Annotated in this window: 25 protein-coding genes and 1 pseudogene; 15 read left to right on the forward strand and 11 right to left on the reverse strand. The window is 68.7% G+C overall.

The features are described from left to right. The first annotated feature begins 44 nt into the window (after positions 1 to 44). From PKO50_RS10925 to PKO50_RS10940, 4 genes and pseudogenes are all read left to right on the forward strand, one after another. Positions 45 to 1211, forward strand: a complete 1167-nt coding sequence (locus tag PKO50_RS10925) for a PLP-dependent aminotransferase family protein (RefSeq protein WP_275629685.1) — start codon at positions 45 to 47, stop codon at positions 1209 to 1211. Positions 1212 to 1220: 9 nt separating this feature from the next. Continuing rightward, positions 1221 to 1823 carry a glutathione S-transferase family protein gene (locus PKO50_RS10930; RefSeq protein ID WP_275629686.1) on the forward strand — a complete coding sequence of 201 codons (603 nt, stop codon included), beginning with the start codon at positions 1221 to 1223 and terminating at the stop codon, positions 1821 to 1823. 193 nt (positions 1824 to 2016) lie between these two features. Next, complete coding sequence (locus PKO50_RS10935) at positions 2017 to 2478, forward strand: bacteriohemerythrin (RefSeq protein WP_089394487.1); 462 nt, start codon at positions 2017 to 2019, stop codon at positions 2476 to 2478. Positions 2479 to 2551: 73 nt separating this feature from the next. Continuing rightward, a pseudogene (locus PKO50_RS10940) lies at positions 2552 to 3400 on the forward strand (cache domain-containing protein); the annotation flags it as partial. 939 nt (positions 3401 to 4339) lie between these two features. Here the strand turns inward: PKO50_RS10940 and folE are convergent. The 4 genes from folE to PKO50_RS10960 form a co-directional block, all read right to left on the reverse strand. Then, positions 4340 to 4885: a GTP cyclohydrolase I FolE gene (folE, locus tag PKO50_RS10945; protein ID WP_089394489.1), complete on the reverse strand. Its 546-nt coding sequence runs from the start codon at positions 4883 to 4885 to the stop codon at positions 4340 to 4342. 96 nt (positions 4886 to 4981) lie between these two features. Continuing rightward, positions 4982 to 5539 carry a Smr/MutS family protein gene (locus PKO50_RS10950; RefSeq protein WP_089394490.1) on the reverse strand — a complete coding sequence of 186 codons (558 nt, stop codon included), beginning with the start codon at positions 5537 to 5539 and terminating at the stop codon, positions 4982 to 4984. A 59-nt stretch (positions 5540 to 5598) separates the two neighbouring features. Continuing rightward, positions 5599 to 5919 (reverse strand): hypothetical protein, encoded by a 321-nt coding sequence (locus tag PKO50_RS10955; RefSeq protein WP_009618630.1) that lies wholly within the window; start codon positions 5917 to 5919, stop codon positions 5599 to 5601. A gap of 168 nt (positions 5920 to 6087) precedes the next feature. Further along, a complete protein-coding gene (locus PKO50_RS10960) occupies positions 6088 to 6684 on the reverse strand; it encodes a cysteine hydrolase family protein (protein ID WP_109933832.1) in 597 nt (198 codons plus the stop codon). A gap of 172 nt (positions 6685 to 6856) precedes the next feature. On the opposite strand from PKO50_RS10960, the gene prmB reads away from it, so the two are divergent. Continuing rightward, entirely contained in the window at positions 6857 to 7768 is a 912-nt protein-coding gene (gene prmB, locus PKO50_RS10965; RefSeq protein WP_109933833.1) for a 50S ribosomal protein L3 N(5)-glutamine methyltransferase, read from the forward strand. A gap of 202 nt (positions 7769 to 7970) precedes the next feature. On the opposite strand, the gene PKO50_RS10970 is transcribed toward prmB, so the two are convergent. Together PKO50_RS10970 and PKO50_RS10975 are read right to left on the reverse strand one after the other, a co-directional pair. Continuing rightward, complete coding sequence (locus PKO50_RS10970; protein ID WP_275629687.1) at positions 7971 to 8756, reverse strand: hypothetical protein; 786 nt, start codon at positions 8754 to 8756, stop codon at positions 7971 to 7973. Between the two features lie 124 nt (positions 8757 to 8880). After that, the gene (locus PKO50_RS10975) at positions 8881 to 9879 is read right to left on the reverse strand and encodes an alpha/beta fold hydrolase (RefSeq protein WP_275629688.1); all 999 of its coding nucleotides are present in this window, start codon (positions 9877 to 9879) and stop codon (positions 8881 to 8883) included. A 112-nt stretch (positions 9880 to 9991) separates the two neighbouring features. Here PKO50_RS10975 and aroC point away from each other — a divergent pair, with 112 nt between their 5' ends. From aroC to PKO50_RS11005, 6 genes are all read left to right on the forward strand, one after another. Then, entirely contained in the window at positions 9992 to 11083 is a 1092-nt protein-coding gene (gene aroC, locus PKO50_RS10980; RefSeq protein WP_275629689.1) for a chorismate synthase, read from the forward strand. A 68-nt stretch (positions 11084 to 11151) separates the two neighbouring features. Beyond that, positions 11152 to 12303: an MFS transporter gene (locus PKO50_RS10985; protein WP_275629690.1), complete on the forward strand. Its 1152-nt coding sequence runs from the start codon at positions 11152 to 11154 to the stop codon at positions 12301 to 12303. Beyond that, positions 12300 to 12926, forward strand: coding sequence for a methylthioribulose 1-phosphate dehydratase (locus tag PKO50_RS10990; protein WP_275629691.1), 627 nt, complete (start codon positions 12300 to 12302; stop codon positions 12924 to 12926). Before PKO50_RS10985 ends, PKO50_RS10990 begins: the two co-directional genes overlap by 4 nt. Before the next feature lie 31 nt (positions 12927 to 12957). After that, positions 12958 to 13503, forward strand: coding sequence for an acireductone dioxygenase (locus PKO50_RS10995; protein ID WP_275629692.1), 546 nt, complete (start codon positions 12958 to 12960; stop codon positions 13501 to 13503). A gap of 132 nt (positions 13504 to 13635) precedes the next feature. Further along, the gene (gene mtnC / locus PKO50_RS11000; protein WP_275629693.1) at positions 13636 to 14319 is read left to right on the forward strand and encodes an acireductone synthase; all 684 of its coding nucleotides are present in this window, start codon (positions 13636 to 13638) and stop codon (positions 14317 to 14319) included. Between the two features lie 52 nt (positions 14320 to 14371). After that, a complete protein-coding gene (locus PKO50_RS11005; RefSeq protein ID WP_109933596.1) occupies positions 14372 to 14563 on the forward strand; it encodes a PLDc N-terminal domain-containing protein in 192 nt (63 codons plus the stop codon). A gap of 114 nt (positions 14564 to 14677) precedes the next feature. Here PKO50_RS11005 and PKO50_RS11010 read toward each other — a convergent pair whose 3' ends face one another. Together PKO50_RS11010 and PKO50_RS11015 are read right to left on the reverse strand one after the other, a co-directional pair. Further along, complete coding sequence (locus tag PKO50_RS11010) at positions 14678 to 15175, reverse strand: methylated-DNA--[protein]-cysteine S-methyltransferase (protein WP_109933595.1); 498 nt, start codon at positions 15173 to 15175, stop codon at positions 14678 to 14680. A 4-nt stretch (positions 15176 to 15179) separates the two neighbouring features. Next, complete coding sequence (locus tag PKO50_RS11015) at positions 15180 to 16085, reverse strand: DNA-3-methyladenine glycosylase (RefSeq protein ID WP_275629694.1); 906 nt, start codon at positions 16083 to 16085, stop codon at positions 15180 to 15182. A gap of 168 nt (positions 16086 to 16253) precedes the next feature. Here PKO50_RS11015 and speE point away from each other — a divergent pair, with 168 nt between their 5' ends. The 3 genes from speE to PKO50_RS11030 all read left to right on the forward strand — a co-directional run bounded on the left by speE (position 16254) and on the right by PKO50_RS11030 (position 20368). Further along, positions 16254 to 17114 carry a polyamine aminopropyltransferase gene (gene speE / locus PKO50_RS11020; RefSeq protein WP_109933593.1) on the forward strand — a complete coding sequence of 287 codons (861 nt, stop codon included), beginning with the start codon at positions 16254 to 16256 and terminating at the stop codon, positions 17112 to 17114. Positions 17115 to 17342: 228 nt separating this feature from the next. Beyond that, positions 17343 to 19421 carry an LTA synthase family protein gene (locus PKO50_RS11025; protein WP_275629695.1) on the forward strand — a complete coding sequence of 693 codons (2079 nt, stop codon included), beginning with the start codon at positions 17343 to 17345 and terminating at the stop codon, positions 19419 to 19421. Positions 19422 to 19582: 161 nt separating this feature from the next. Next, positions 19583 to 20368 (forward strand): sulfite exporter TauE/SafE family protein, encoded by a 786-nt coding sequence (locus PKO50_RS11030; protein ID WP_109933591.1) that lies wholly within the window; start codon positions 19583 to 19585, stop codon positions 20366 to 20368. A 747-nt stretch (positions 20369 to 21115) separates the two neighbouring features. On the opposite strand, the gene PKO50_RS11035 is transcribed toward PKO50_RS11030, so the two are convergent. Together PKO50_RS11035 and PKO50_RS11040 are read right to left on the reverse strand one after the other, a co-directional pair. Then, on the reverse strand, positions 21116 to 21859 hold the full coding sequence (locus PKO50_RS11035; protein ID WP_275629696.1) for a TorF family putative porin: 744 nt from the start codon (positions 21857 to 21859) through the stop codon (positions 21116 to 21118). A 138-nt stretch (positions 21860 to 21997) separates the two neighbouring features. Beyond that, positions 21998 to 23755 carry an amidohydrolase gene (locus tag PKO50_RS11040; RefSeq protein WP_275629697.1) on the reverse strand — a complete coding sequence of 586 codons (1758 nt, stop codon included), beginning with the start codon at positions 23753 to 23755 and terminating at the stop codon, positions 21998 to 22000. 114 nt (positions 23756 to 23869) lie between these two features. Between PKO50_RS11040 and PKO50_RS11045 the strand changes: the two genes are divergently transcribed. Then, complete coding sequence (locus tag PKO50_RS11045; RefSeq protein ID WP_109933049.1) at positions 23870 to 24781, forward strand: LysR substrate-binding domain-containing protein; 912 nt, start codon at positions 23870 to 23872, stop codon at positions 24779 to 24781. On the opposite strand, the gene PKO50_RS11050 is transcribed toward PKO50_RS11045, so the two are convergent. Next, positions 24782 to 25789: an AraC family transcriptional regulator gene (locus PKO50_RS11050; RefSeq protein ID WP_275629698.1), complete on the reverse strand. Its 1008-nt coding sequence runs from the start codon at positions 25787 to 25789 to the stop codon at positions 24782 to 24784. Between the last annotated feature and the right edge of the window lie 44 nt (positions 25790 to 25833).

Genomic DNA, 25833 nt, shown 5'->3' on the forward strand with positions numbered 1-25833 from the left:
ACCAGTTTGACTCATTTGCTCCTGCCTCCGCTACCGGTGACCCCATGGCCTTCTCCGAACGCATCGCCCGCCTGAAAAGCTCCCTGATCCGTGAAATCCTCGCTGCGGCGCAACGTCCGGAGGTGATGTCCTTCGCCGGCGGCCTGCCGGCCGAGCCCATGCTGCCCAAGGTGGAGTGGGCGGACATGCCGGCCAGCATGGGCCAGTACGGCATGAGCGAGGGCGAGCCGGCCCTGCGCGAGGCCATCGCCGCCGAGGCGCGGGCCCTGGGCGTGCCCTGCGAGGCCAGCCAGGTACTGATCGTCAGCGGCTCGCAGCAGACCCTGGACCTGGCCAGCAAGCTGTTCATCGACCCGGGCACCGAGGTGCTGCTCGAGGCGCCGACCTACCTGGCCGCGCTGCAGGCCTTCCAGCTGTTCGGCGCCGACTGCGTGACCGTGCCGCTGGGCGCCGAGGGCCCGGACGTGGCCGCCCTGCGCCAGCGCCTGGAGCGGCACAAGCCGGCCTTCGCCTACCTCATCCCGACTTTCCAGAATCCGTCCGGCGTGCGCTACAGCGAGGCGCGCCGCGACGAAGTGGCGGCGCTGCTCGACGAGTTCGGCGTCACCCTGATCGAAGACGAACCCTACCGCGAGCTGGTGTTCGACGCGGGCAGCGCCACCCCGCTGGTCAGCCGCCTGAAGAAGGCCAGCTGGATCTACACCGGCACCGTCTCCAAGACACTGCTGCCGGGCCTGCGCGTGGGCTTCCTGATCGCCACCCCGGACCTGTTCCCGCACCTGCTGCGCCTGAAGCAGTCGGCCGACCTGCACACCAACCGCATCGGCCAGTGGCAGGCCCTGCAGTGGTTCGGCAGCGAGGCCTACCGCGGCCACCTGGCCGAGCTGCGCGACTTCTACCGCATCCGCCGCGACGCCATGCAGGCCCAGCTGGAAGAACACTTCGCCGACCTGGCCGAGTGGAACGTGCCCCAGGGCGGGCTGTTCTTCTGGCTGACCCTGAAACAGCCGGTGGACACCCGCGGCCTGCTGGACAAGGCCCTGCAGCAGAACGTGGCCTTCATGCCCGGCGAACCCTTCTTCACCGACCCGGATGCCAACCCCGGCCACCTGCGCCTGAACTTCAGCCATGTGGCGCCGGAGCGCCTGGGCGAGGGCCTGCGCCGCCTGGCCACGGTGATCCGCGAAGCGCAAGCGGCCCAATCTGCCTGAGGAGGCGACATGTACACCGTCTACGGCGACCGGTTGTCCGGCAACTGCTACAAGGTCAAGCTGGTCCTGCACCTGCTGGGCCAGCCGTACCAGTGGCGCGACATCGACATCCTCAAGGGCGAGACGCAGACCCCCGCGTTCCTGGCGAAGAACCCCAACGGCAAGGTGCCGGTGCTGGAACTGGAGGACGGCAGCTGCCTGTGGGAGTCCAACGCCATCCTCAACTTCCTCGCCGACGGCAGCGAGCTGCTGCCGAAGGAACCGCGCCTGCGCACCCAGGTGCTGCAGTGGCAGTTCTTCGAGCAGTACAGCCACGAGCCCTACGTGGCGGTGGCGCGTTTCATCCAGTTCTACCTGAAGATGCCGGACGAGCGCCGCGCCGAGTACGAGAACTGCCTGAAGGGCGGCTACAAGGCCCTGGACGTGATGGAGCAGCAGCTGGCGCGCACGCCCTACCTGGTGGGCGACAGCTATTCCATCGCCGACATCACCCTGTACGCCTACACCCACGTGGCGCACCAGGGCGGCTTCGACCTTTCCGGCTACCCGGCGATCAACGCCTGGATGCAACGCGTCGCGGCGCACCCGCGGCACGTCGGCATGCTCGACTGAAGGAATATGCCTACTAAAAGCCCGCCACCGTGCGGGCTTTTTCGTATTCGTGGGCTCTAGTCCGCAGTTTAGGGTCAATCCTATTGACGGGCATCATGGCGCGCCCCGTCCCGCCTCCCTACCCTGGACCCAGCCAACAATAGAGCAGTAGCCGGGGCGGCAGGAATGCCGGCGGCCGGTGGGGGAGGTAAAAATGGCCTATCTGGTCTGGCAGGATGACCTGAACACCGGCATCCAGGTAATCGACAACCAGCACAAGCGAATCGTCGAGATGATCAACCAACTGCACGAGGCCCAGGGCACGCTGGACAAGGCACGGGTCGGCGAGGTGATCGAGGAGCTGGTGGACTACACCCAATCGCACTTCGCCTTCGAGGAAACCCTGCTGGAAGACTCCGGCTACCAGTTCACCCGCGCCCACAAGAAGGTCCACGAACTCTTCATCAAGCGCGTCTCCGACTACCGCCTGCGCTTCGCCGCCGGCGAGGACGTCGCCGAGGAACTCAAGGGCCTGCTCGGCCGCTGGCTGTTCACCCACATCCGCAACGACGACGCCAACTACGTGGAGTCGGTCAAGGCCAGCATGCACGAGCTGACCCGCGACCAGGGCCACGGCGGCTGGCTGTCGCGCTCGATGAAACGCTTCTTCGGCTGACGCCGGCGGGCGAAACCGCAGCGGCCATCTATGCTCAGTCCAGAACAAGAAGGGACGACATGGAGGACCCTGCATGAAACGCCTGCTCAGTGCGCTGCTGTTCTGCTTCGCCTGCCTGGCCCCGCTGCACCTGCCGGCCGCCACCAGCACCGCGGCCGACGCCGCCCAGGCCCAGCGGGCCCGGCAGTTGCTGGAGAAGGCCGTGGCCTATTACCGCCAGGAGGGCGACAAGGCCTTCGCCGCGTTCAGCCGCCAGGGCGAGTTCGTCGATAACGAGCTGTACGTCTACGTGGTCGACAGCAAGGGCGTGATGCTGGCCAGCGGCGGCCCTTCGGTAGTGCTGATCGGCCGCGACGTCTCGCAACTGCTCGACCCGAACATGCGCACGCAGTTCGCCAAGGCCCTCAAGGCCCCGGAGAACGGCAAGGTGCAGGAAACCGAGTACCGCTGGAAGAACTGGGCCGACGGCCGCGTCGAGCGCAAGCACACCTACTACCAGCGCATGGGCGACCGCTTCCTGGCGGTGGGCTACTACATCCCGCGCGCCGACGCCCGCCAGGCCGAGGCCATGCTGGAGAAGACGGTGAAGGCGGTGGAAGGCGCGCCGGACGCGACCTTCAAGCGCATCAACGACCTCGACAAGGCCTTCATCGAGGATGACCTCTACGCCTTCGTGGTCGACATGGACACCAGCAAGTTCGTCGCCCACGGCTACAACACCCGCATGGTCGGCACCGACTTCGCCGGCCTCAAGGACCCGGCCGGCAACGCCATCGGCCAGGCCATGCTGGCCCTGGCCAAGAGCAAGGGCGAAGGGCAGTTCGACTACCAGTGGCGCAACCCGGTGACCGGCAAGGTGGAGAGCAAGCACGCCCTGCTGCGCAAGAGCGGGCACTACCTGGTAGCGGTGGGGTACTACACGGCGGGGGCTGAAAGCCCCGCCATGGGGCTCTTCGTAGGAGCGAGCTTGCTCGCGAACGGAGCTTCCCGGCGGTGTAGATGCTGGGCTCAAGAGCGCCCTCTCCCCAACCCTCTCCCGCAAGCGGGAGAGGGGGCTGTCCTGAGCTGCCGGAGCGTCCGGAGTCATCCTGGCCCTCACCGCCGTCGGCCGTGCCACAGAGATGTCCGGCGCGGCTGGTGAGTCCTACGGGGAGCCCGGGAGTTTCGTGATTCCGCTTCACGCCGAACGGTCCCCTCTCCCGCTTGCGGGGGAGGGTTAGGGAGGGGGGGACGGAGTCAGGGTTCGCGAGCAAGCTCGCTCCTACGAAGAGCCGTGCCGCTCTTGATTTTGGACTTCCAGAGAAATATCCGCGCGCACCGGAACGCCCCTTCAGAAGGCCGAGCGAAACCGGCGCTCAGGAGGTCATGCGACATGGATGTCGCGAGAGCCCCGACCAGTACAGGGACGTGCTGTCGGGGCGGGCCTCCGTGGCGGGGGAGTTCGCGAGGGTAGCCCGGCTCCATCGGGCCCGTATGCGGGGCAAGCCTTTTTGGTTCCTTTTGTGGCGTTTGACAAAAGTGACTCGCCCGAGGGGGCGAAACAAGAGACATCAACGCACTCGGAGCGGCGCGTTACACCAAGCCCCCACGCTTCTGGGTTTCCGCGTTCGCGGGAATGACGGGGCGGAAGGATGGTGCCGGACTGGCAAGCCACTCCGAACAGCCCCCTCTCCCTTCAGGGAGAGGGCTGGGGAGAGGGTGCTCTTACACCCAACGCCGATGCCACCGACAAACCCCGTTCGCGAGCAAGCTCGCTCCTACAATCCACCATGAGGCACGGTATTCCCCCGTAGGAGCGGACTCCGTCTTACAGACAAGAAAAACCGGCCCCACAGGCCGGTTTTTCATCCCACAAGCGACCTCAGCGAATCAGGCTGAGAAACTCGCTGCGGGTGGCGGCGTTCTCGCGGAACTCGCCGAGCATCACCGAGGTGACCATGGAGGAGTTCTGCTTCTCCACGCCGCGCATCATCATGCACATGTGCTTGGCCTCGATGACCACCGCCACGCCCAGGGCGCCGGTGACTTGCTGCACGGCCTCGGCGATCTGCCGGGACATGTTCTCCTGGATCTGCAGGCGGCGGGCGTACATGTCGACGATGCGCGCCACCTTGGACAGGCCCAGCACCTTGCCGTTGGGGATGTAGGCCACGTGGGCCTTGCCGATGAAGGGCAGCAGGTGGTGCTCGCACAGCGAGTACAGCTCGATGTCCTTGACCAGCACCATCTCGCTGTTGTCGGAGCTGAACAGCGCGCCGTTGACGATCTCTTCCAGCGTCTGCTGGTAGCCGCGGCAGAGGTACTGCATGGCCTTGGCGGCGCGCTTGGGCGTGTCGAGCAGGCCTTCGCGGGTGACGTCCTCGCCGAGCTGGCTGAGGATCTCCGAATAGTTTTGTTCCAGGGACATGATCTACCTGTTGGGACTCGTTGAAGCGCAGGAGACGCAGGGTAGGGCGCGCGTCGCGCGCTGGCAAGGGCGCGGTGCGCCAGCGGGAGCGACGGATTATTCGTCGCGCCCCTCCAGCATGGTGCGGCGCAGCATCACGTAGAGCGAGCCGGTGCCGCCGTGGCGCGGCAGGGCCGAGGTGAAGCCCAGGACCTGCGGGTGCTGGCGCAGCCAGGTGTTGACGTGGCTCTTGAGCAGCGGCCGGCGGCCGTCGGTGCGTGCCGCCTTGCCGTGGGTGACGCGCACGCAGCGGACTTCCAGGCGGGTGGCCTCGGCGAGGAAGTCCCAGAGCAGCTCGCGGGCCTTCTCGATGTTCATGCCGTGCAGGTCGAGGCTGCCCTCGAAGCCGATCTGGCCGGCCTTGAGCTTGCGCATCTGGCCTTCCTGGACGCCGTCGCGGGCCCAGTACAGCTCGTCCTCGGCGCCGACGTCGATGACGAACAGGTCGGACAATCCGTCGACGCGCACGTTCTCCACCTTCGTCGTGGCGTTCTGCTGGCGCAGCCGGACCTGCTGGCGGTCGGCCCTGGGCTTGCCGGTGTCGGCCTGGTCCACCTCGATGCGCTTGACGCCGCGCATCTCGTTGGCGAACAGGGAAAAATCGTCGTCTTGCATGGAGCCTCCGCGAAGAGGCGGCATTCTAACGGATCACGGGCGCCTTGCGGCAAGCCCGCTCAGCCGCGCTTCTTCATCAGCCGCGGCGACAGGCTGAGGCCGTCGCCCCGCCGTGCGCGGCGCCGCGCCAGGCGCCAGAACAGCACGCCCAGCCACAGGGCGAGCAGGCCGATCACCAGCAAGACCGCGCCGGCCGCCGGTTCGATGTGCATCACCCCCGCCGCCGGTTGCCGGCGCAGCAACGCCGCGCCGCCGGCCAGGGCGCCGAGGACGCCGAACGCGGCGATCAGGGCGGCCACGGCGGCCACGAAACGCCAGCGCCAGCGGCCCGGTCGCTTCGGGCGCAGCGTGCGTGGATCGAAACTGTCGGACATCTTCATCCCGGCTTCCTCATCTGCTGAACGAGGCTATGACCGGTGTCGGCGGGAGGGGGTTCCGCCCCCCGGGGAATGCCTGGCCCGCCCGTCCGGCGCGTGCCCGCTGGATGCGTTGCCTTACAGCCTAATAGCTGCGGCGGCAAGGCGCCGCCGCAGCGGGACGGACGGTGCTCAGATGAGCGCCTGGGCCTCGCCGACCACGGCGGCGAAGTTGTCGCCCAGGGCGGCCATTTCCGCGTGGTGCAGGTCGCGCGCCGAGAGCACGCCACCATCCGGGGTGGGGATGTCGCGGGTGGCGCAGGCGGCGGTGACCAGGGTGCAGCGGTAGCCGTAGTCCTTGGCCGCGCGCACGGTGGTGCTGATGCTCGAATGGGTCATGAAGCCGCAGACGATGAGGTCCAGCCGGCCGTTGTGCTGCAGGCGGTCATGCAGCTCGGTGCCGGAGAAGGCGTTGGGCAGGCGCTTCTCCACCACCACCTCGCCGGGTAGCGGCGCCAGTTCGGGCAGGAACTGCCCGCGCGGGCCCTGCGGGTCGAGCAGGCCGCCGTGGATACCCAGGTGGCGCACGTGGACGATCGGGGTGCCCTGGCTGCGCGCGGCATCCAGCAGCAGGCGGATTTGTGCGACCGCCGGTTCCAGGCCGGGCAGGGCGAGGACGCCGCTGCGGTACTCTTCCTGGGCGTCGATGATCAGCAGCGTGCTCTGGCGGAGGGTGGCGGGCGGATAGCCGCGTCCGCTGATCTTCAGCATGCTGAGCGGTTGGGACATGACGTACTCCTGATGATGCGTATGCCACCATTGTGGTCTGTTCCGCGGGCGCTGTGAATCTATGCGAAACCCGCGCAAAGTGGTATTGACCCCCTCGACGCCGGTATGCGCCCGCTGTACGCCGCCTTGGGCTAGAATGCCGGGCTTTTGCCCGTTGCGAGGACCTTGCGCCGTGACCGAATCCCGTTTGCTGACCCTTCGAGACCATATCCGCTGGGCGGTCAGCCGCTTCCATGCCGAGGGGCTGTTCTTCGGGCATGGTACCGACAACGCCTGGGACGATGCGCGTCAACTGCTGCTCGGTGCGCTGCACCTGCCGTGGGAAATGGCCGATGCCTACCTGGACTGCCGCCTCGAGGACGACGAGCGCGACTACCTGCGCGAGCTGCTGCGCAAGCGCATCGAGGAGCGCGTGCCCACCGCCTACCTGCTGGGCGAGGCCTGGTTCTGCGACCTGCCCTTCGTGGTCGACGAGCGCGTGCTGGTCCCGCGTTCGCCCATCGCCGAGCTGATCCGCCAGCGCTTCGCGCCCTGGCTGGCGGCGGAGCCGGCGCGCATCCTCGACCTGTGCACCGGCTCGGGCTGCATCGGCATCGCCTGCGCCCACGAGTTCCCCCGGGCGGAAGTGGTGCTGGCCGACCTGTCCTTCGACGCCCTGGAAGTGGCCAACGTCAACATCGAGCGCCACGAGCTGGGCGAGCGCGTCTACACCGTGCAGGGCGACGGCTTCGCCGGCCTGCCGGGGCAGCGCTTCGACCTGATCGTGTCCAACCCGCCCTACGTCGACGCCGAGGACTTCGCCGACATGCCGGCCGAGTACCAGCACGAACCGGAACTGGGCCTGGCCTGTGGCGACGACGGCCTGGACCTGGTGCGGCGCATGCTCGCCGAGGCCGCCGACCACCTGACCGAGCAGGGCACCCTGATAGTCGAAGTGGGCAACAGCCAGGTGCACGTCGAGGCGCTGTACCCGGAGGTGGACTTCACCTGGCTGGAGTTCCGCCACGGCGGGCACGGGGTGTTCCTGCTCTCGGCGAAGCAGTGCCGGGAGCACCAGGCGCTGTTCCGCTCGCGGGTGAGCTGAGGCGCCGCGGGCCCTGCCCGCGATTTCGCGCGCAGGGCGCGCTCCTACAGGGGGAATGGTTGCGGAGCGGATCTCAACCGCGAAACGCGCCGGAACGCCCGGCCATCGCGGACAAGGTCCGCTCCTACGGTTCCAGGAAGCACGGTCGTAGGCGCGGACTCCGTCCGCGATGGACCTCCGCGCAAAACCGAATCCCCAGGCCTCAGTGCGTCGCCATCCAGATCAGCAGCCCCGCCTGGAACACCGCGAACACCGTCAGGCAGGCGATGATGAAGCGCAGGCTGGTGTCGTCGCGGCGGAAGGTCTCGATGCGCTGCTGCAGCTTGCGGATCTCGTTGTCCTGGCTGGCCAGGTTCTGGTCGGCCTGCTCCAGCATGGCCGCGGCGTCCAGCAGCGGCACCAGCTGCACCTTGTCCTTGTTCCAGTCGTCGTACAGCTCGCTCACCCGGCCGGCGCCGTAGCGGGCCTTGAGCAGGCGCGAGTCCTCGTAGTCCACGTCGAAGCCCTGGGCGCGCAGGAAATGGTCGCGGCGCAGGCGGATGTCTTCGTTGGGCGCGTCCTTCACCCCCAGGGTGCCGCCCTCGACCTTGTAGTGCGCCCACTTCTGCTTGGCCCAGGCGATGCCCTGGGCCAGCAGGAAGCGGCCCAGGCCGCGGTTGATCGGCTCCAGGGCGAAGCCGCTGTCGGCGCCGAAGCGCACTTCCTTGTTGCGGTGGTCGGCCCAGACTTCGAACAGGTTCTGCTCCTTGCGCAGGGCCTGGCCGGGCAGCTGGACGCTCAGGCGCAGCAGGCTCTGCTCCGGGGCGTGGCGTTCCACCCGGCCGAGCTGGACGAAGCGCAGGGCGCGGGTGCCGGTGTTGCGGTCGGTGGGCTGGGGCGCCAGGCGCAGCAGGCGGAAATGCTCCGGCGCCAGCTCCGCCCAGGGGTGGGGCGGGGCCGGTGCTTCGGCGGGGGCGGCGTCGTCGCTGCGCGGGTCGGCGTCGGTCATCGGAATCCTCGGGCCTGGCCGACGGCCAGGGCTGGCTCAACTTCTGTAGGAGGCATGTGTAACGCCTTTCATACAGGGGTTAAGCGATTATCGACGCCGGGGCGGATTTCTTGAGACGTTCGTTTCAGCCCATGCCCTGGGCTGGCGGGTCCTGCGGGCGGACCCTGCGGATGAAATCGACCAGCCGCTGGACCAGGTCGCGGGCCAGCGGCAGGTTGGCGTCGTTGTAGGACGCCAGTTGCTTCTTCACGTCGGCCGGGACGATGCGCAGGATGTGGTTCATGCCGGACACCAGCTGCAGCTCGGCGTCTGGCCTTGCGCGGTGCAGGGCCTGGGCGTCGGCCACGTCGACCTGGATGTCGCTGGTGCCCTGCAGGATCAGCGTCGGCTGGCGCACCCGGGCCAGCGCCCGGGCCGGGTCGTGGCGGAACAGCGAGATCAGGTAGGGCTGCACGCTGGGGCGCAACAGCGCGTTCAGCTGCGCCGGCACCTCGGGCACCTGCCGGCCGGCGCGCAACTGGTCGAGGATGGCGTCGGCCCTGGCCAGCAGGGGTAGCGGCAGGCGCACCGAGAGCTGCTCGCGCAGGACCTTGTCGATCGGCCGGCCGCTGCCGGCGATCAGCACCAGGGCCGCGGCCCGGCTGCGCGGTGCGGCGAGGCTTGCGATCAGCGCGCCCTCGCTGTGGCCGACCAGCACCTGCGGGCCGAAGCGCGGATCGGCGGCCAGCCGGTCGCTCCAGGCCACCAGGTCGTCGACGTAGCCGTCCACGCTCAGCTGCCGCTCGTCGGGGGCGGCGTCGCGGCTGCGGGCGACGCCGCGCTTGTCGTAGCGCAGGCTGGCGATGCCGTTGGCCGCCAGGGCCTCGGCCAGGCGCCGCAGGTAGGCGTTGTTGCCGCCCCCGGGGTTGTTGCCGTCGCGGTCGGTGGGCCCGGAGCCGGCCACCAGCACGGCCAGCGGCGGCGGGGTGGTGGCCTGGGGCAGCAGCAGGGTGCCGCGCAGCACGCCGTGGCCGGTGTCCAGGTCGTAGGGGCGTTGCAGGATGGTGGGGGAGGCGGCGTAGGTCATTGCGGCGAACAGCCAGCAGGAAAGAAGGGCGATGAGGCGCGGCATGGAAGGCTTCATGGAGTGCATGATAGCGGTTTGACGGCGCGCGCCGCTGAAGGTTCGCAGGGCCGAGTGTCGCAGGTATACTGCTGGGCCTTTTCGTTCATCCAAGTCTTCCGCGGAGCCTCGCATGTCCGGCAACACCTACGGCAAGCTGTTCACCGTCACCACCGCTGGCGAGAGCCACGGCCCGGCGCTGGTCGCCATCGTCGACGGCTGCCCGCCCGGCCTTGAACTGTCCCTGGAAGACCTGCAGCGCGACCTCGACCGGCGCAAGCCCGGCACCAGCCGGCACACCACCCAGCGCCAGGAGGCCGACGAGGTGGAAATCCTCTCCGGCGTGTTCGAGGGCAAGACCACCGGCACCCCGATCGGCCTGCTGATCCGCAACACCGACCAGAAGTCCAAGGACTACTCGGCGATCAAGGACCTGTTCCGCCCGGCCCACGCCGACTACAGCTACCACCACAAGTACGGCGTGCGCGACTACCGCGGCGGCGGCCGTTCCTCGGCCCGCGAGACCGCCATGCGCGTGGCCGCCGGCGCCATCGCCAAGAAGGCCCTGGCGGCCCTGGGCATCAGCGTGCGCGGCTACATGAGCCAGCTGGGCCCGATCGAGATTCCCTTCAGGACCTGGGACAGCGTCGAGCAGAACGCCTTCTTCAGCCCCGACCCGGACAAGGTGCCGGAGCTGGAGGCCTACATGGACCAGCTGCGCCGCGACCAGGACTCGGTGGGCGCGAAGATCACCGTGGTCGCCGAAGGCGTGCCGCCGGGCCTGGGCGAGCCGATCTTCGACCGCCTGGACGCCGAACTGGCCCATGCGCTGATGAGCATCAACGCGGTGAAGGGCGTGGAGATCGGCGCCGGTTTCGCCAGCGTCGCCCAGCGCGGCACCGAGCACCGCGACGAGCTGACCCCCGAAGGCTTCCTGTCGAACAACGCCGGCGGCATCCTCGGCGGCATCTCCAGCGGCCAGCCGATAGTCGCGCACCTGGCGCTCAAGCCCACCTCCAGCATCACCACCCCGGGCCGCTCCATCGACGTCAACGGCAACCCGGTGGAAGTGGTCACCAAGGGCCGCCACGACCCCTGCGTGGGCATCCGCGCCACCCCCATCGCCGAGGCGATGATGGCCATCGTGCTGCTCGACCACCTGCTGCGCAACCGCGCGCAGAATGCCGACGTGAGCGTGGCAACCCCGGTGCTGGGCCAACTATGAGCTGCAGGCTACAGGCGGCAGGCTTCAGGAAACAGCGGCTTCTGCCTGCAGCCTGCCGCCTGTAGCCTGTGGCCGCTCCCCTGCCTTATTGGCGCCTGTCCAGCTTCTATTTCTTCTATTTCTGCCTGCTGGGCGGGACCGCGCCTTTCCTCGCCCTGTACTTCCACCACCTGGGCTTTTCCGCCGCGCGCATCGGCGAGCTGGTGGCCATCCCCATGCTGATGCGCTGCGTGGCGCCGAACCTGTGGGGCTGGCTGGGCGACCGCTCCGGCCAGCGCCTGCGCATCGTGCGTTTCGGCGCGCTGTGCACCGCGGCATGCTTCGCCCTCATCTTCCTCGACCACAGCTACGCCTGGCTGGCGCTGGTGATGGCCGGGCACGCGTTCTTCTGGCACGCGGTGCTGCCGCAGTTCGAGGTGATCACCCTGGCCCACCTGGGCGAGCGCACCGCCAGCTACAGCCGCATCCGCCTGTGGGGCTCGATCGGTTTCATCTGCACCGTGGTCGGCCTCGGCCGGCTGTTCGAGGCCACCAGCCTGGACTACTACCCCTGGGCGCTGCTGGCGATCATGCTGGGCATCGTCGGCGCCAGCTGGTGGGTACCCAACGCCCAGCCGGCCTGGCGCCACGGCGACGCGCCGGCCAGCGGCTTCCTGGCCCAGCTGCGCCAGCCCGGGGTGATAGCCTTCTACCTGTGCGTGTGCCTGATGCAGCTGTCCCACGGCCCGTACTACACCTTCCTCACCCTGCACCTGGAGGCCCTCGGCTACAGCCGTGGGCTGATCGGCTGGCTGTGGGCCCTGGGGGTGGTGGCCGAGGTCCTGCTGTTCCTGGTGATGCCGCGCCTGCTCGGGCGTTTCAGCCTGCGCCAGGTGCTGGCGGCGAGCTTCCTGCTGGCGGCGCTGCGCTGGCTGTTGCTGGGCAGCCTGGCCGACCACCTGGGCCTGCTGCTGTTCGCCCAGTTGCTGCACGCGGCCACCTTCGGCGCCTTCCACGCCGCGGCCATCCATTTCGTCCAGCGCAGTTTCCAGGCGCGCCAGCAGGGCCAGGGCCAGGCGCTCTACGCCGCCCTGGCCGGCACCGGCGGCGCCCTGGGCGCGCTTTACTCCGGCTACAGCTGGGCTAGCCTGGGTCCGGCCTGGACCTTCGCCATCGCCAGCCTCGCGGCCCTGGCCGCAGCCGTTATCATCGGTACCCGTCTGAAAGAGGAGCGGGCATGAGCGTCAACCGTGAACACCTGACCCGGCAGATCATCGAGGCCGGGCGCTTCCTGTACGGCCGCGGCTGGTCGCCGGCCACCAGCAGCAACTATTCCGCGCGCCTGGCCGCCGACCGCGCGCTGCTCACCGTCTCGGGCAGGCACAAGGGCCAGCTGGGCGTAGACGACGTGCTGGAGACGGACCTGGCCGGCAACAGCCTGGAGCCGGGCAAGAAACCCTCGGCCGAGACCCTGCTGCACACCCAGCTCTACGCCTGGCGCCCGGAGATAGGCGCGGTGCTGCACACCCACTCGGTGAACGCCACCGTGCTCTCGCGCCTGACCCAGGGCGAGCGCCTGGAGCTGGAGGACTACGAGCTGCAGAAGGCCTTCGCCGGCGTCACCACCCACGAGGGCCGGGTGACGGTGCCGATCTTCGACAACGACCAGGACATCGCCCGCCTGGCGGCCAGGGTGCAGCCCTGGCTGGACGCCCACCCGGAGTGCCCCGGCTACCTGATCCGCGGCCACGGCCTGTACACTTGGGGGCCGCGCATGGAAGACGCCCTGCGCCAGGTGGAAGCCTTCGAATTCCTCTTCGAATGCGAACTGAAAGTCATGAGCCTTCGCGGCGGCACGCGCTGAGCGAATCCGGCAGCACCCCGAGGAAAAGACCATGAGCAGCCTGACCGTCTACCACGAATCCGCCCCCGAGCAGCCGCTGAAGCTGCTGACCCATGCCGAGGACATCGCCTCCACCCTGGCCGAGCTCGGCGTGCGCTTCGAGCGCTGGCAGGCCAGCGCGCCCATCGCCCCCGGCGCCAGCCCCGACGAGGTGCTGGCCGCCTACGCCCCGGAGATCCAGCGCCTGAAGGACGAGCAGGGCTACGTCACCGTCGACGTGGTCAGCCTGAACGCCGACCACCCGCAGAAGGACGAGCTGCGCGCCAAGTTCCTCGACGAGCACCGCCACGGCGAGGACGAGGTGCGCTTCTTCGTCGCCGGCCGCGGCCTGTTCAGCTTGCACGTCGAGGACCACGTCTACGCCGTGCTCTGCGAGAAGAACGACCTGATCTCGGTGCCGGCCGGCACCCGCCACTGGTTCGACATGGGCGAGCGCCCGCACTTCGTGGCCATCCGTCTGTTCAACAACCCCGAGGGCTGGGTGGCGAAGTTCACCGGCGACGGGATCGCCGGGCGCTTCCCGCTGCTGGAAGACTGACACACCACAGCTCTTCGTAGGAGCGAGCTTGCTCGCGAACGAACCCCGCTGCGGAATCCGTTCGCGAGCAAGCTCGCTCCTACACGGCTACACCTTCCCGCCCGGGATATGAGGCGGGCTTCTGGAGTCCCCATGCCGATCAAAGCCATCCTCACCGACATCGAAGGCACCACCAGCGCCGTCAGCTTCGTTTTCGACGTGCTCTTCCCCTACGCTGCCGCGCACTTGCCGGACTTCGTCCGCGAGCACGCCGACAAGCCCGACGTGGCTGCGCAGCTGGACGCTGTGCGCGCCGAGAGCGGCGAGGCCGGGGCCGACGTCGAGCGCTGCATCGCCATCCTCCTGCAATGGATAGCCGAGGACCGCAAGGCCACGCCGCTGAAGGCGCTGCAGGGCATGGTCTGGGAACAGGGCTACCGCGCCGGCCAGCTCAAGGGCCACGTCTACCCGGACGCGGTGGAGGCGCTGCGCCGCTGGAAGGCCGAGGGCTACGACCTGTACGTCTACTCCTCCGGCTCGATCCAGGCGCAGAAGCTGATCTTCGGCTGCTCCGAGGCCGGCGACCTGACGCCGCTGTTCTCCGGCTACTTCGACACCACCAGCGGGCCCAAGCGCGAGGCCGCCTCCTACGCGCGCATCGTCCAGGCCATCGGCCTGCCGGCGGAGCAGGTGCTGTTCCTCTCCGACGTGGTGCAGGAACTGGACGCGGCCCGCGAAGCCGGCCTCGCGACCACCGGCCTGGCCCGCGAGGGCGGTGCCCTGGAAGGCCACGAGACCCTGGCCAGCTTCGCCCTGATCGACCCGGCCCGCTGCTGAGGCCGCCGCCGTCTATGCTGGAGGGCGTGCCTCCAGCAGCGGGAGCGGCGCCATGGGTTCGACCTTCAACGGGCTGATCGGCCTGATCATCTTCGCCCTCGACGTCTGGGCGATCATCAGCGTGCTCAAGAGCAGTGCGGAGGTGCCGATCAAGATCATCTGGGTGTTGGTGATCCTCATCCTGCCGCTGCTAGGGTTGGTGATCTGGGCGATCGCCGGGCCGAAGGGCAACGTCCGCGTGTAGTAGAGCTTTTCGTAGGAGCGAGCTTGCTCGCGAATGGAGTTTCCCGGTGGCGTTGGCGTATTCGGTTGACTCCGTTCCCTCTCCCCAAAAAACGGAAACCACCGGGAAACCCCGTCAAACCAGCTCCAACTCCCGCGATGCCCCCACCATCACCCCCTCCAGCCGCAGCAGCGCCTCCTTGCGCGGCAGGCCGCCGCCGTAGCCGGTCAGGCTGCCGTCGCGGCCGATCACCCGGTGGCAGGGGATGATGATGCTGATCGGGTTGGCGCCGTTGGCCGCGCCCACCGCGCGCACCGCCTTCGGCCGGCCGATGCGTTCGGCCAGGTCGGCATACCAGGTGGTGTGGCCGTAGGGGATCTGCGTGAGCGCGTGCCAGACCTGGCGCTGGAACTCGGTGCCGCGGGGCGCCAGGGGCAGGTCGAAGACCTTGCGCTTGCCGGCGAAGTATTCGTCCAGCTGGCGCATCACCTCATCTAACTGGTGGCTGGCCTCGCGCCAGTCCGGGCCCGGCTCGTGGCCTTCGAAGGGCGTCATGTAGAGCATCCGCAGGCCCTGCTCGTCGCCGGCCAGCAGCAGGCGGCAGAGGGGGCTGTCGTAATAGCGGTAGTGCATGGCTTCATCCTCCGATGCGGCTGCCTTGCGAGTAGGCTTGCCAGAGATAGACGGCGGCGTAGGCGCGCCAGGGGCGCCAGGCCTCGGCGCGGCGTTGCAGGTCGCGGGCGGCGATGCCGGCCTCGCCCCAGACCGGCGACTTGAGCAGGCCCAGGTCGGCGGCGGGGAAGGCGTCGGCCTCGCCGAAGGCGCGCAGGGCCACGTACTCGGCGGTCCAGGGTCCGATGCCGGGCAGCTCGCAGAGGCGCTTCACCAGGGCCTCGGCGCCATCGTCCACGTGCAGTTCCAGGGCGCCCTCGGCCACCGCGGCGGCGAAGCGCTGCAGGCTGGCCACGCGCTTGCCGGGCATGCCGATGCCGGCCAGGTCCGCCTCGGCCAGGGCCCGCGGGGTAGGGAAGAGGTGCTGCGGGCCGTCGGCCACGGCGTTGCCCAGGGGCCGGCCGAGGCGCTGCACCAGGCGGCCGGTGATGGTCACCGCGGCCTTCACCGTGACCTGCTGGCCGACGATGGCGCGCACCGCCTGCTCGAAGGGGTCGAAGGCGCAGGGCAGGCGTAGCCCCGGCCAGGCCTCGACGAGCGGGCGCAACAGCGGGTCGGCGCCCAGGTGCGCGGCCACCGCCCGCGGGTCGCTGTCCAGGTCGAACATCTTGCGCACCCGCTCGGCCAGCGGGGCGCTGTCGGCGGCGCCGTCCAGGTGCAACTCCAGGCGCAGGGCCGGCTCGCCGGCCAGCGGGCGGATGTCCATCCAGCCGGGCACGCCGTCCAGGCGCAGGCTGCGCCGGTAGTGGGCCTCGCCCAGGGTTTCCACCCCGGCCAGGCGGCGCAGGGCGAAATGCTCGTGGAACTGCCGCCAGTCCCAGGGCGGCTGGTAGGGCAGGTGCAGGACGAGGGGGGCGATGGCTGTGTTCATGGCGCTGACCATAACCCGCCGCCGCCGCGCTGTCGTCCCGCAGCTGACTTTCAAACTGTATGGGCATAGCGAGTGGGTTCGACCTGTCATGCCTCGCACAGTAGAATGCGCGCCTTTCACGGCCGGCCCTCGGCCCGCTTCATTCACCGTCGAACCGGGAGACCGCCCATGCGCGACTACCAGGAAACCCTCTACGAAGGCTACGGCCAGCGTTTCAGCGTCGACCAGCTGCTGCACGAGGTGCGCACCGAGCACCAGCACCTGGTGATCTTCGAGAACGCCCGCATGGGCCGGGTGATGGCCCTGGACGGGGTGATCCAGACCACCGAGGCCGACGAGTTCATCTACCACGAGATGCTCACCCACGTGCCCATCCTCGCCCACGGCGCGGCCAGGCGCGTGCTGATCATCGGCGGCGGCGACGGCGGCATGCTGCGCGAGGTGTGCAAGCACGCCGGCGTCGAGCACATCACCATGGTCGAGATCGACGGCACCGTGGTCGACATGTGCAGGCAGTTCCTGCCGCGCCACTCCAACGGCGCCTTCGACGACCCGCGCCTGGACCTGGTGATCGACGACGGCATGCGCTTCGTCGCCACCACCGAGCGCAAGTTCGACGTGATCATCTCCGACTCCACCGACCCCATCGGCCCGGGCGAGGTGCTGTTCTCCGAGAACTTCTACCAGGCCTGCCACCGCTGCCTGAACCCGGGCGGCGTGCTGGTCACCCAGAACGGCACGCCCTTCATGCAGCTGGACACCGTGCGCAACACCGCCGGGCGGATGAACGGCCTGTTCGCCGACTGGCACTTCTACCAGGCGGCGGTGCCCACCTACATCGGCGGCGCCATGACCTTCGCCTGGGGCGCTACCGATCCGGCGCTGCGCCAGGTGCCGCTGGAAACCCTGCGCCAGCGCTTCGCCGCCAGCGGCATCGCCACCGGCTACTACAACCCGGAAATCCACCAGGGCGCCTTCGCCCTGCCGCAGTACGTGCTGCAGGCCATCGGCAAGCCGCACAACGACTGACCGGCGCGCGCCGCCGGGACCGCCCGGCGGCGACGACTCTTTTTTCACCCGCATTGGGCATAATCCCCCGCCTCGGCGGCGATTCTTAAGGTCCGGCTAATCTTGCCCGACTAGAATGCGCCGCCGGCTTCCACGCCCCCGCCCCGCGGCGGCGTGGCGGCCATGCGTCCCTCGCCCGTGCCGGGGAGGGCGCCCGAAACCGAAAGTCGCAGAATACGGAACCTGACCATGGGCCAATCGGAAGTCCTGAATACCCGCCAGCGCGCGGCCAACCTCGCGCGCGCGACGGTGTCCAGCCACCTGGGGTTCATCCTGCTCAGCAGCCTGGCGCTGATGCTGATGTTCTCGCTGCTGCGCCTGGCGCTGCTGATCTACAACCGCGAGCTGATCGGCGACACCCCGGCCAGCACCTTCGTCGAGGCCTTCCTCACCGGGGTGCGCTTCGACATCCGCGCGGTGGTGCTGATAGTCGCGCCGATGATCTTCGCCCTGGTCAGCGTCACCGCCATGCGCTGGCGCATGCTCTGGCGCGTCTGGCTGACCGCCCTGGCCAGCCTGACGCTGTTCCTCGGCGTGCTCGAGCTGGACTTCTACCGCGAGTTCCACCAGCGCCTGAACAGCCTGGTGTTCCAGTACATGTCCGAAGACCCGAAGACGGTCATGAGCATGATCTGGTACGGCTACCCGGTGGTCCGCTACCTGCTGGCCTGGGCCGTGGCCACCTGGCTGCTGTTCATGCTGTTCCGCGGCGTCGACCGCGCCACCCGGCCCAGCACCGTGGGCGCCTCGGCCGCCGCCTGGTACCTGCGCGTCGCCGCCCTGCTGGTGGTGGTGCTGGTGGCGGGTGTCGCCTACCGCGGCACCCTGCGCCAGGGCCCGCCGCTGCGCTGGGGCGATGCCTTCACCACCGACTCCATGTTCGCCAACCACCTGGGCCTGAACGGCTCCATGACCCTGCTCAAGGCCGCCGAGGACCGCTTCGGCGAGGACCGCGCGAACATCTGGAAGGCCACCCTGCCCGACGACCAGGCCCGCGACACCGTGCGGCAGATGCTGCTGACGCCCAACGACAAGCTGGTCGACGCCGACGACGCGGCCATCCGCCGCGACTTCACCCCGCCGGCCGAAGGCACGCTGCCGGGCGTGAAGAACGTGGTGGTGATCCTCATGGAAAGCTTCGCCGGCCACTTCGTCGGCGCCCTGGGCGCGCCGGGCAACATCACCCCGTACTTCGACAAGTTGTCGAAGGAGGGCCTGCTGTTCACCCAGTTCTTCTCCAACGGCACCCATACCCACCAGGGCATGTTCGCCACCATGGCCTGCTTCCCCAACCTGCCGGGCTTCGAGTACCTGATGCAGACGCCGGAGGGCGGCCACAAGTTCTCCGGCCTGCCGCAGCTGCTCAGTGCGCGCCAGTTCGACGACGTCTACGTCTACAACGGCGACTTCGCCTGGGACAACCAGTCCGGCTTCTTCGCCAACCAGGGCATGACCACCTTCGTCGGCCGCAACGACTTCGTGAACCCGGTGTTCTCCGACCCGACCTGGGGCGTGTCCGACCAGGACATGTTCTCCCGCGGCAACGAGGAACTGGACCGCCTGGCCGCCACCGGCAAGCCGTTCTACGCCCTGCTGCAGTCGCTCTCCAACCACGTGCCCTACGCCCTGCCCAAGGACCTGCCGGTGGAGCGCGTGACCGGCAACGGCAGCCTCGACGAGCACCTGACCGCCATGCGCTATTCCGACTGGGCGCTGGGCCAGTTCTTCGAGAAGGCGAAGAAGTCCCCCTACTACAAGGACACCCTGTTCGTGGTGGTGGGCGACCACGGCTTCGGCGCGCCGGAGCAGCTGACCGAGATGGACCTGTTCCGCTTCAACGTGCCGCTGCTGATCATCGCCCCGGGCATCCAGGAGAAGTACGGCAGCAGCCGCGACACCGTCGGCACCCAGATCGACATAGTGCCGACCATCATGGGCCGCCTGGGCGGCGAGGTGCGCCACCAGTGCTGGGGCCGCGACCTGCTGAACCTGCCGGCCGGCGACAAGGGCTTCGGCGTGATCAAGCCCTCGGGCAGCGAACAGGTGGTGGCCATCCTTTCCGGCAACCGCATCCTGATCAAGCCCAAGGAAGGCGACATCCGCGTGTACGACTACCAGGTCGGCGCCCACCCCAAGGCCGACCGTGTGCAGAACGTGCCGGACGAGGCCGAGCTGAAGAAGCGCCTGGAGTCCTTCATCCAGACCGCCACCCGCAGCCTGCTGAACAACACCACCGGCGTGGTGGACAGCAAACCGGACAGCGACTGACCGGCGCATGATGGAAAAGGGGCCCGCGGGCCCCTTTTTCGTGGGCGGTGCTTTAAAATTTGGTTATAAATTAAGTCGATATTGATATAAGCGCTTATAAGGAAAGCCGCTATCCTGCCCGCCGGTTTTCGCGGGCCGCTCATGGCTTTCAGGAAGGGTTGATGGAATTCGGCGTCCTTGGTTTCGTTGTCGCAGGCTTGGTGGTCGGGTTCATCGTGGGCATGACCGGTGTCGGCGGCGGTTCGCTGATGACGCCCATCCTGCTCTGGTTCGGCATCAACCCGGCCGCCGCCGTGGGCACCGACCTGCTGTACGCGGCCATCACCAAGTCCGGCGGCGTGCTGGTGCACACCCGGCACAGGAACGTCGACTGGCGCATCACTGGCTGGCTGACCCTCGGCAGCGTGCCGGCGGCGGGGCTGACCCTGCTGTTCCTGCACAGCCTGGGCGCCGACACCCAGGCGCTCAACACGGTGATCAAGCACGCCCTGGGCGTGGTCCTGCTGCTCACCGCCCTGGCCATCCTGTTCAAGCAGAAGCTGCTGGCCTTCGCCCACAGGCACGCCGGTGACCACTACCACCTGGGCGGCACCAGCCTGAACAGCCTCACGGTGCTGACCGGCGTGGTGCTCGGCGCCATGGTCGCGCTGACCTCCATTGGCGCCGGCGCCCTGGGCACGGTGGCGCTGTTCGTGCTCTACCCCTTCCTCGCCACCCGCCGCCTGGTGGGCACCGAGATCGCCCACGCGGTGCCCCTGACCCTGGTGGCCGGCCTGGGCCACGCCAGCATGGGCAACATGGACTGGCAACTGCTGGGCTACCTGCTGTGCGGCTCGCTGCCGGGCATCTACCTGGGCAGCCATCTGTCCGGGCGTATTTCCGACAGCGTCCTGCGGCCGTGCCTGGCGGTGATGTTGTTCAGCATTGGCTACAAGCTGGTGTTCTGAGCCGGTTCGGCGGTTCTCTGGGTTCGTAGGAGCGAGCTTGCTCGCGAACCTTGGACTCGCACTCCGCCCTCAACCTCGTCATTCCCGCGAACGCGGGACGCGGCTCCATCGCGAACAGCGCTTGCGCTGGCCCGAAGGGGTATAACCCAGAGACTTCTTTGGGGTTGGGCTTGGTGTAGCGCGCCGCTCCGAGTCTGCGGAGATTTTTTGTTTCGCCCCCTCGGGCGAGTCACTTTTGTCAAACGGTGGAAGGCCACCCCCGCAAAAAGGAACCAAAAAGGCTTGCCCCGACATACGGGCCCGATGGAGCCGGGCTACCCTCGCGAACTCCCCCGCCACGGAGGCCCGCCCCGAGGGTACGTCCCTGTAGCCCATCGGGGCTCTCGCGACATCCATGTCGCATGACCTCCTGAGCGCCGGTTTCGCTCGGCCTTCTGAAGGGGCGTTCCGGTGCGCTTGGATGTTTCTCTGGAAATCCAAAATCAAGAGCGGCACAGCTCTTCGTAGGAGCGAGCTTGCTCGCGAACCCTGGCTCCCCACGTTCGCGATAGTTCGTAGGGCGCATAACGCCTACGGCGTTATCCGCCGAATCGCGGACAAGGTCCGCTCCTACGGTTCCAGGAAGCACGGGCGTAGGAGCGGACTCCGTCCGCGATTGGCTCCCGGCCGCGCCAATCGTCAGGCATCGCTGCCCGGGCCAACGGTTTTCCCGACGGGGCACCAGAAACCCCATTCGGCCCGCGCCCGCTAGAACCGCTTCGTCGCCCGCGCCACCACGGTCGCCGTGCAGATGTCCTTGAAGCCCTGCCAGTTGTAGCACTCGCTCTGCGACAGGTCGGTGTCGATGTAGCTCAGCGACCAGTCGATGCCGACGAACTCCCTGTCCAGGCGCGCCTCCCATTCGTGGTAGGTGCTGCGGGTGCCGCCGTCGCCGGCGAGGTAGAGCGGGTCCTTGGCGTCGTTGCGGCCGTAGCGCAGCTTGGCCTGGAACCCGGCCGGCAGCTCGAAGCCGTAGCCGACGTAGCTGTAGAGCTGGCTCTGGTCCTTGCCGAAGTAGGTGGTGATGTCCTTCGAGTAGTAGCTGGCCAGCTCGAAGCCGTAGGCGTTGAGGATGGCGTAGACCTCGCTCTGGTTGAACTGGCCTTCCTTCGGGTAGCGGTACTGGATGTAGCCCAGGTCCAGGCTCACCGCGTCCGTGGCCTGCCAGTACCAGCCGGCGTAGTAGTCCAGTTCCTGGCGGGTCTTGAGGCCGTAGCCGAAGTCGACGTTGGAGCTCCACACGCCGAGGTACAGGCCGCTGCTGTGCTGCAGGGTGGCGCCGGCCTGGATGGCCGGGTCGTTCTGCGTCTGCGAGATGCCGCGGGAGCGGTAGTCGCTGGCCAGGGTGGCCTCCAGCTGGACCGAGAGGTCGTCGGTCAGCTCCAGCGCGTGGCTGCTGGTGAAAGGCGCGCAGGCGAGCGCCGCGCCGAGGACGAGAGCGTTGTACTTCATGGACTTACCCTTTGTTGTGATTGTGTGGGCAGGAAAAAGCCCGCGCAGCCCCCTCCCGCCGGCGAGCCGGGAAGCGCAAAGGGAAGGGGCGGCGGGAAGGGCCGGGCTTCAAGTGGCCCGGCATTGGAGCGAACGGTTTCAGAGGCCCTGCTGGCCGTCGGCGCGGTAGACCTCGCGGCCGCCGAACAGGGTGTGCAGCACCCTGGCCTCGCCCAGTTCGGCGTCGGGGACGTTGAACAGGTCGCGGTCGAGCACCACCAGATCGGCCTGCTTGCCGGGGGCCAGGCTGCCGATCTTCCCGTCCAGGCCGATGGCCTTGGCGGCGTTGAGGGTGTACGCGTAGAACATCGTCTGGCGGTCGATGCGCTGCTCGGGGTTGAGCACGCCCTTCGGGCCCTGGCGCGTCACCGCCTGGTACATGGCCTTCAGCGGGTCGGGGGTGGACACCGGCCAGTCGCTGGCCCCGGCGATGGTGGCGCCGGCGTCCAGCAGCGATTTCGCCGGGTACATGTAGCGGAAGGCGTCGTCGGCGATGTAGGGCTTGACCAGGTCGAGGGTGTAGTCCTCGGCGGTGGCCCAGTCCAGCTGCATCGAGGCGATCACCCCGAGCTGCCTGAAGCGCGGGAAGTCCGCCGGGTTGACCAGTTGCAGGTGGGTGATGGAGTGGGTCACGCCGCTCTGCCGGTCCTTGCGCGCCTGGGCGATGCCGTTGAGCGACTCGCGCACCGCGCGGTCGCCGATGGCGTGGATGTGCACCAGCCAGCCGCGGGCGTCAGCGGCGCTGACCAACTCGCCGAAGTGCTGCGGGTCCAGCAGCAGTTCGCCGGGCTTGTGCAGGTTCTTGTAGTCCTCCAGCAGCGAGGCGGACTGCGCCGGGTATTCCAGCACGCCGTCGGCGAACACCTTGATCCCCGGCAGGCTCAGGTTGGGGATGCCCTGGAACTGCCGGCGCACCTTGTCGATCACCGCCAGGTCCGCCGGGCGGCTCTTCGGGTTGACCACCAGCAGCGCGGCGACGTGGGCGCTGAGCTGGCCGTTGCGTGCCAGGTCGCGGTACACCGGCAGCACGCCGAGGGTGTGCTCGGTGGGCTTGATGTCGAACAGCGCCTGGCCCGGGCTGCCGTTGGCCGCCGGGTCCATCCAGGCGGTGATGCCCAGGCTGTTGTTGTACTGCACGGCGGCCAGGCCGGCGCGGTCGAGGGTCTGCTGGTCGGCGGCGGGCATGGCTTCGGCCACGCGGTCGAAGCCGGAGTCGACGACGAAGCCGGTGGGGGTGAAGTCCTTGGCGTGGGCGATGTTCTGCTGCTCGCTGGCCGGCAGCGAGCGCACCCGCCTGGCGTCGAGCCCGGCGCGCTGGAGCATGGCGGCGTTGGCCCAGGCGGTGTGGTGGTCGCTGCCGATGAACACGATGGGCACCTTCGCCCATTCGCCGGCGTTGAAGATTTTCGCCAGCCCCTCGGCCTGGGACCAGTAGCTGGAGTGCATGCCGTTGAGCACCAGGATGTCGCCGACCCTGGCCTTGCCGCTGTCGCGGGCTTCGCGCAGGCGCTGAGCCAGCTCGTCGAGGCTGACCTGTTCGTCCTGCATGCTCGCGGCGATCAGCTCCAGGCCGCCGAAGATGGAATGCGAGTGGCTGTCGATGAAGCCGGGCATCAGCAGCTTGCCGCCGAGGTCGACCTGGCGGCTGTGGGCGTCGCCGAGGGCACGCACTTCCTGGTCGCTGCCGACCTTCAGCACCTTGTCGCCGGCGATGGCCACCGCCTGCTGCAGCGGCTGCCCGGGCTCGGCGGTGAAGACCTTGGCGTTGTACAGGATCAGGTCCGCGGTTTGTGCGTGGGCTTCCAAAGTACCCAGTGCGATTGCGACAGCGAGTGCGCCCTTGATGAGCCTTCGCATGACTTCCCCTTGCTTGGTGGTTGATTTTTATTGGTCTGCACAAGAGGCTACTGGCCGGGGCTATTCCCCGAAAGCCAGTCGCTGGCACAAGACTTGTGAAAAATTGGAAAGAATATGGACAGGTTCAGCAGCCTAGCCCTCTTCGTCGCCTGCGCCGAGACCGGCAGTTTCAGCCGCGCCGCCGAGCAGCAGGGCAAGACCCCCTCGGCGGTGACCAAGGCCATCGGCCAGTTGGAGGCCAGCCTCGGCGCACGCCTGTTCGAGCGCACCACGCGCAGCATGGCGCTGACCGAGGCCGGGCAGCTGTACCTGGACAGCGCCCGCGAAGTGCTGGCGCGCATGCACGAGACCGCCGAGGAAATCGGCCAGCTGCAGCACAGCCTGCGCGGCAGCCTGCGGATCACCGCGCCGCTGGCCTTCGGCGCGGCCTTCCTCAACGACGTCTGCGCCGACTTCCTCATCCAGCACCCGGACCTGCGCCTGCAGGTAGACCTCAGCGACAGCTACGTCGACCTGCTCGACGGCCGCTACGACCTGGCCCTGCGCCTGGGCCACAGCAACCTGCCGGGGCTGATCGTGCGGCCGCTGGTGGAGAACCGCGTGGCGCTCTGCGCCAGCCCCGAATACCTGGCGCGCCGTGGCGAGCCCCGGCACCCGCTGGAGCTGGCCGAGCACGACCGCCTGACCTACTGGCACCCGGCGCTGGACACCCGCTGGTGGCTGGAGCGCGATGGCGAGCGCTTCTCCATCCTGCGCGAGGGGCGCCTGAGCAGCGACAACCACGAGCTGCTGCTGGCCGCCTGCCTGAAGGGCAGGGGGCTGATGCCCTGCCCGCTATGGAGCGCCTTGCCGTACCTGCGCGACGGGCGCCTGTGCAGCGTGCTGGACGACTACTACTTCGACCCCGATGCCTTCGGCCAGCGCATCCTCGCCGTCTACCCCAGCCACAGGCGCGCCACGCGCAAGATCCTCGCCTTCATCGAGCACCTGGAAGGCGCCCTGCGCCAGCTCGGCATCGAGGCCTGACTAGCGGCCGCGGAAACGCCCCGGCGGCACGCCCTTCCAGCGCTTGAAGGCGTGGATGAAGTTGGACACCTCGCCATAGCCCAGGCGCTCGGCGATCTCCTCCAGGCGGATGGCGCCGGTGCCCAGCAGTTCCTCGGCCAGGGCCTGGCGCACCTCGTCGAGCAGGGCGCGGTAGCTGCTGCCCTCGTCCTGCAGGCGGCGGCGCAGGGTGCGCGAGGTCATGTGCAGCTCCTGCGCCACCTGCTCCATGTCCGGCAGGCGCCCCGGGGTGCGCAGCAGGCGGTCGCGGATGCGCCCGGCCAGGCCGCCCAGCTCCTGGCGCCGGGCCAGCAGGGCGCGGCATTGTTCCTCGCAGTGCCGGGCCACCTGCGGGTTGGCGCCGGGCAGCGGCAGGTCGAGGGCGGCGCTGGCGAAGACGACGCGGTTGGCGGCCTGGCCGAACGCCGGCTCCACGCCCAGTTCGGCCAGGTACAGGCGGGTGTCGGCGGGGCGCGGGCGACGGAATTCGGCGCGCAGGACCGGCAGCGGGCGCCCGGTCAGGTCGCGCTGGATGCGCAGCACGCCGCCCAGGTCGCGTTCGCAGGCGAAGGCGCGGACGTCCTCCGGCATGGCGGCATCGTCCAGCAGCAGGCAGGCCTCGGCGCCGTCCTCCTGCAAGTCCAGGCGGGTGAACACGTAGGTCAGCCCCAGGTAGCGCAGGCCCAGGCGCGCGGCGCCGCGGAAGTTCGGGCTGCTGAGCAGGGCGAAACCCCAGATGCCGTAGGCGTTCAGGTGGTAGCGCAGGCCGGCCTGCAGGCCGCTGCCGGCGGGCAGGCGCTGCGCCAGGTTGCACAGCACCTGCAGCTCGCTGCGGGCGTCGATCTCGCGGGCCGGGTCGACCAGCACCGCCAGGTCCAGGCCGCTGCCGTGCAGGCAGTCCTCCAGGGCCAGGCCGTGGTCGAGGCCGAACTGGGTGAGCAACTGCACGCTCAGGGCGCTGCGGCGGGTGGGCCAGGGCTGGTCGGGCATCGGCGGCTTTGTCCGGAAATCACAATTTAATGTCCGACTATGCC

The sequence above is a fragment of the Pseudomonas sp. 273 genome, assembly GCF_029201425.1.
GTDB classification, from domain to species: domain Bacteria; phylum Pseudomonadota; class Gammaproteobacteria; order Pseudomonadales; family Pseudomonadaceae; genus Pseudomonas; species Pseudomonas delhiensis.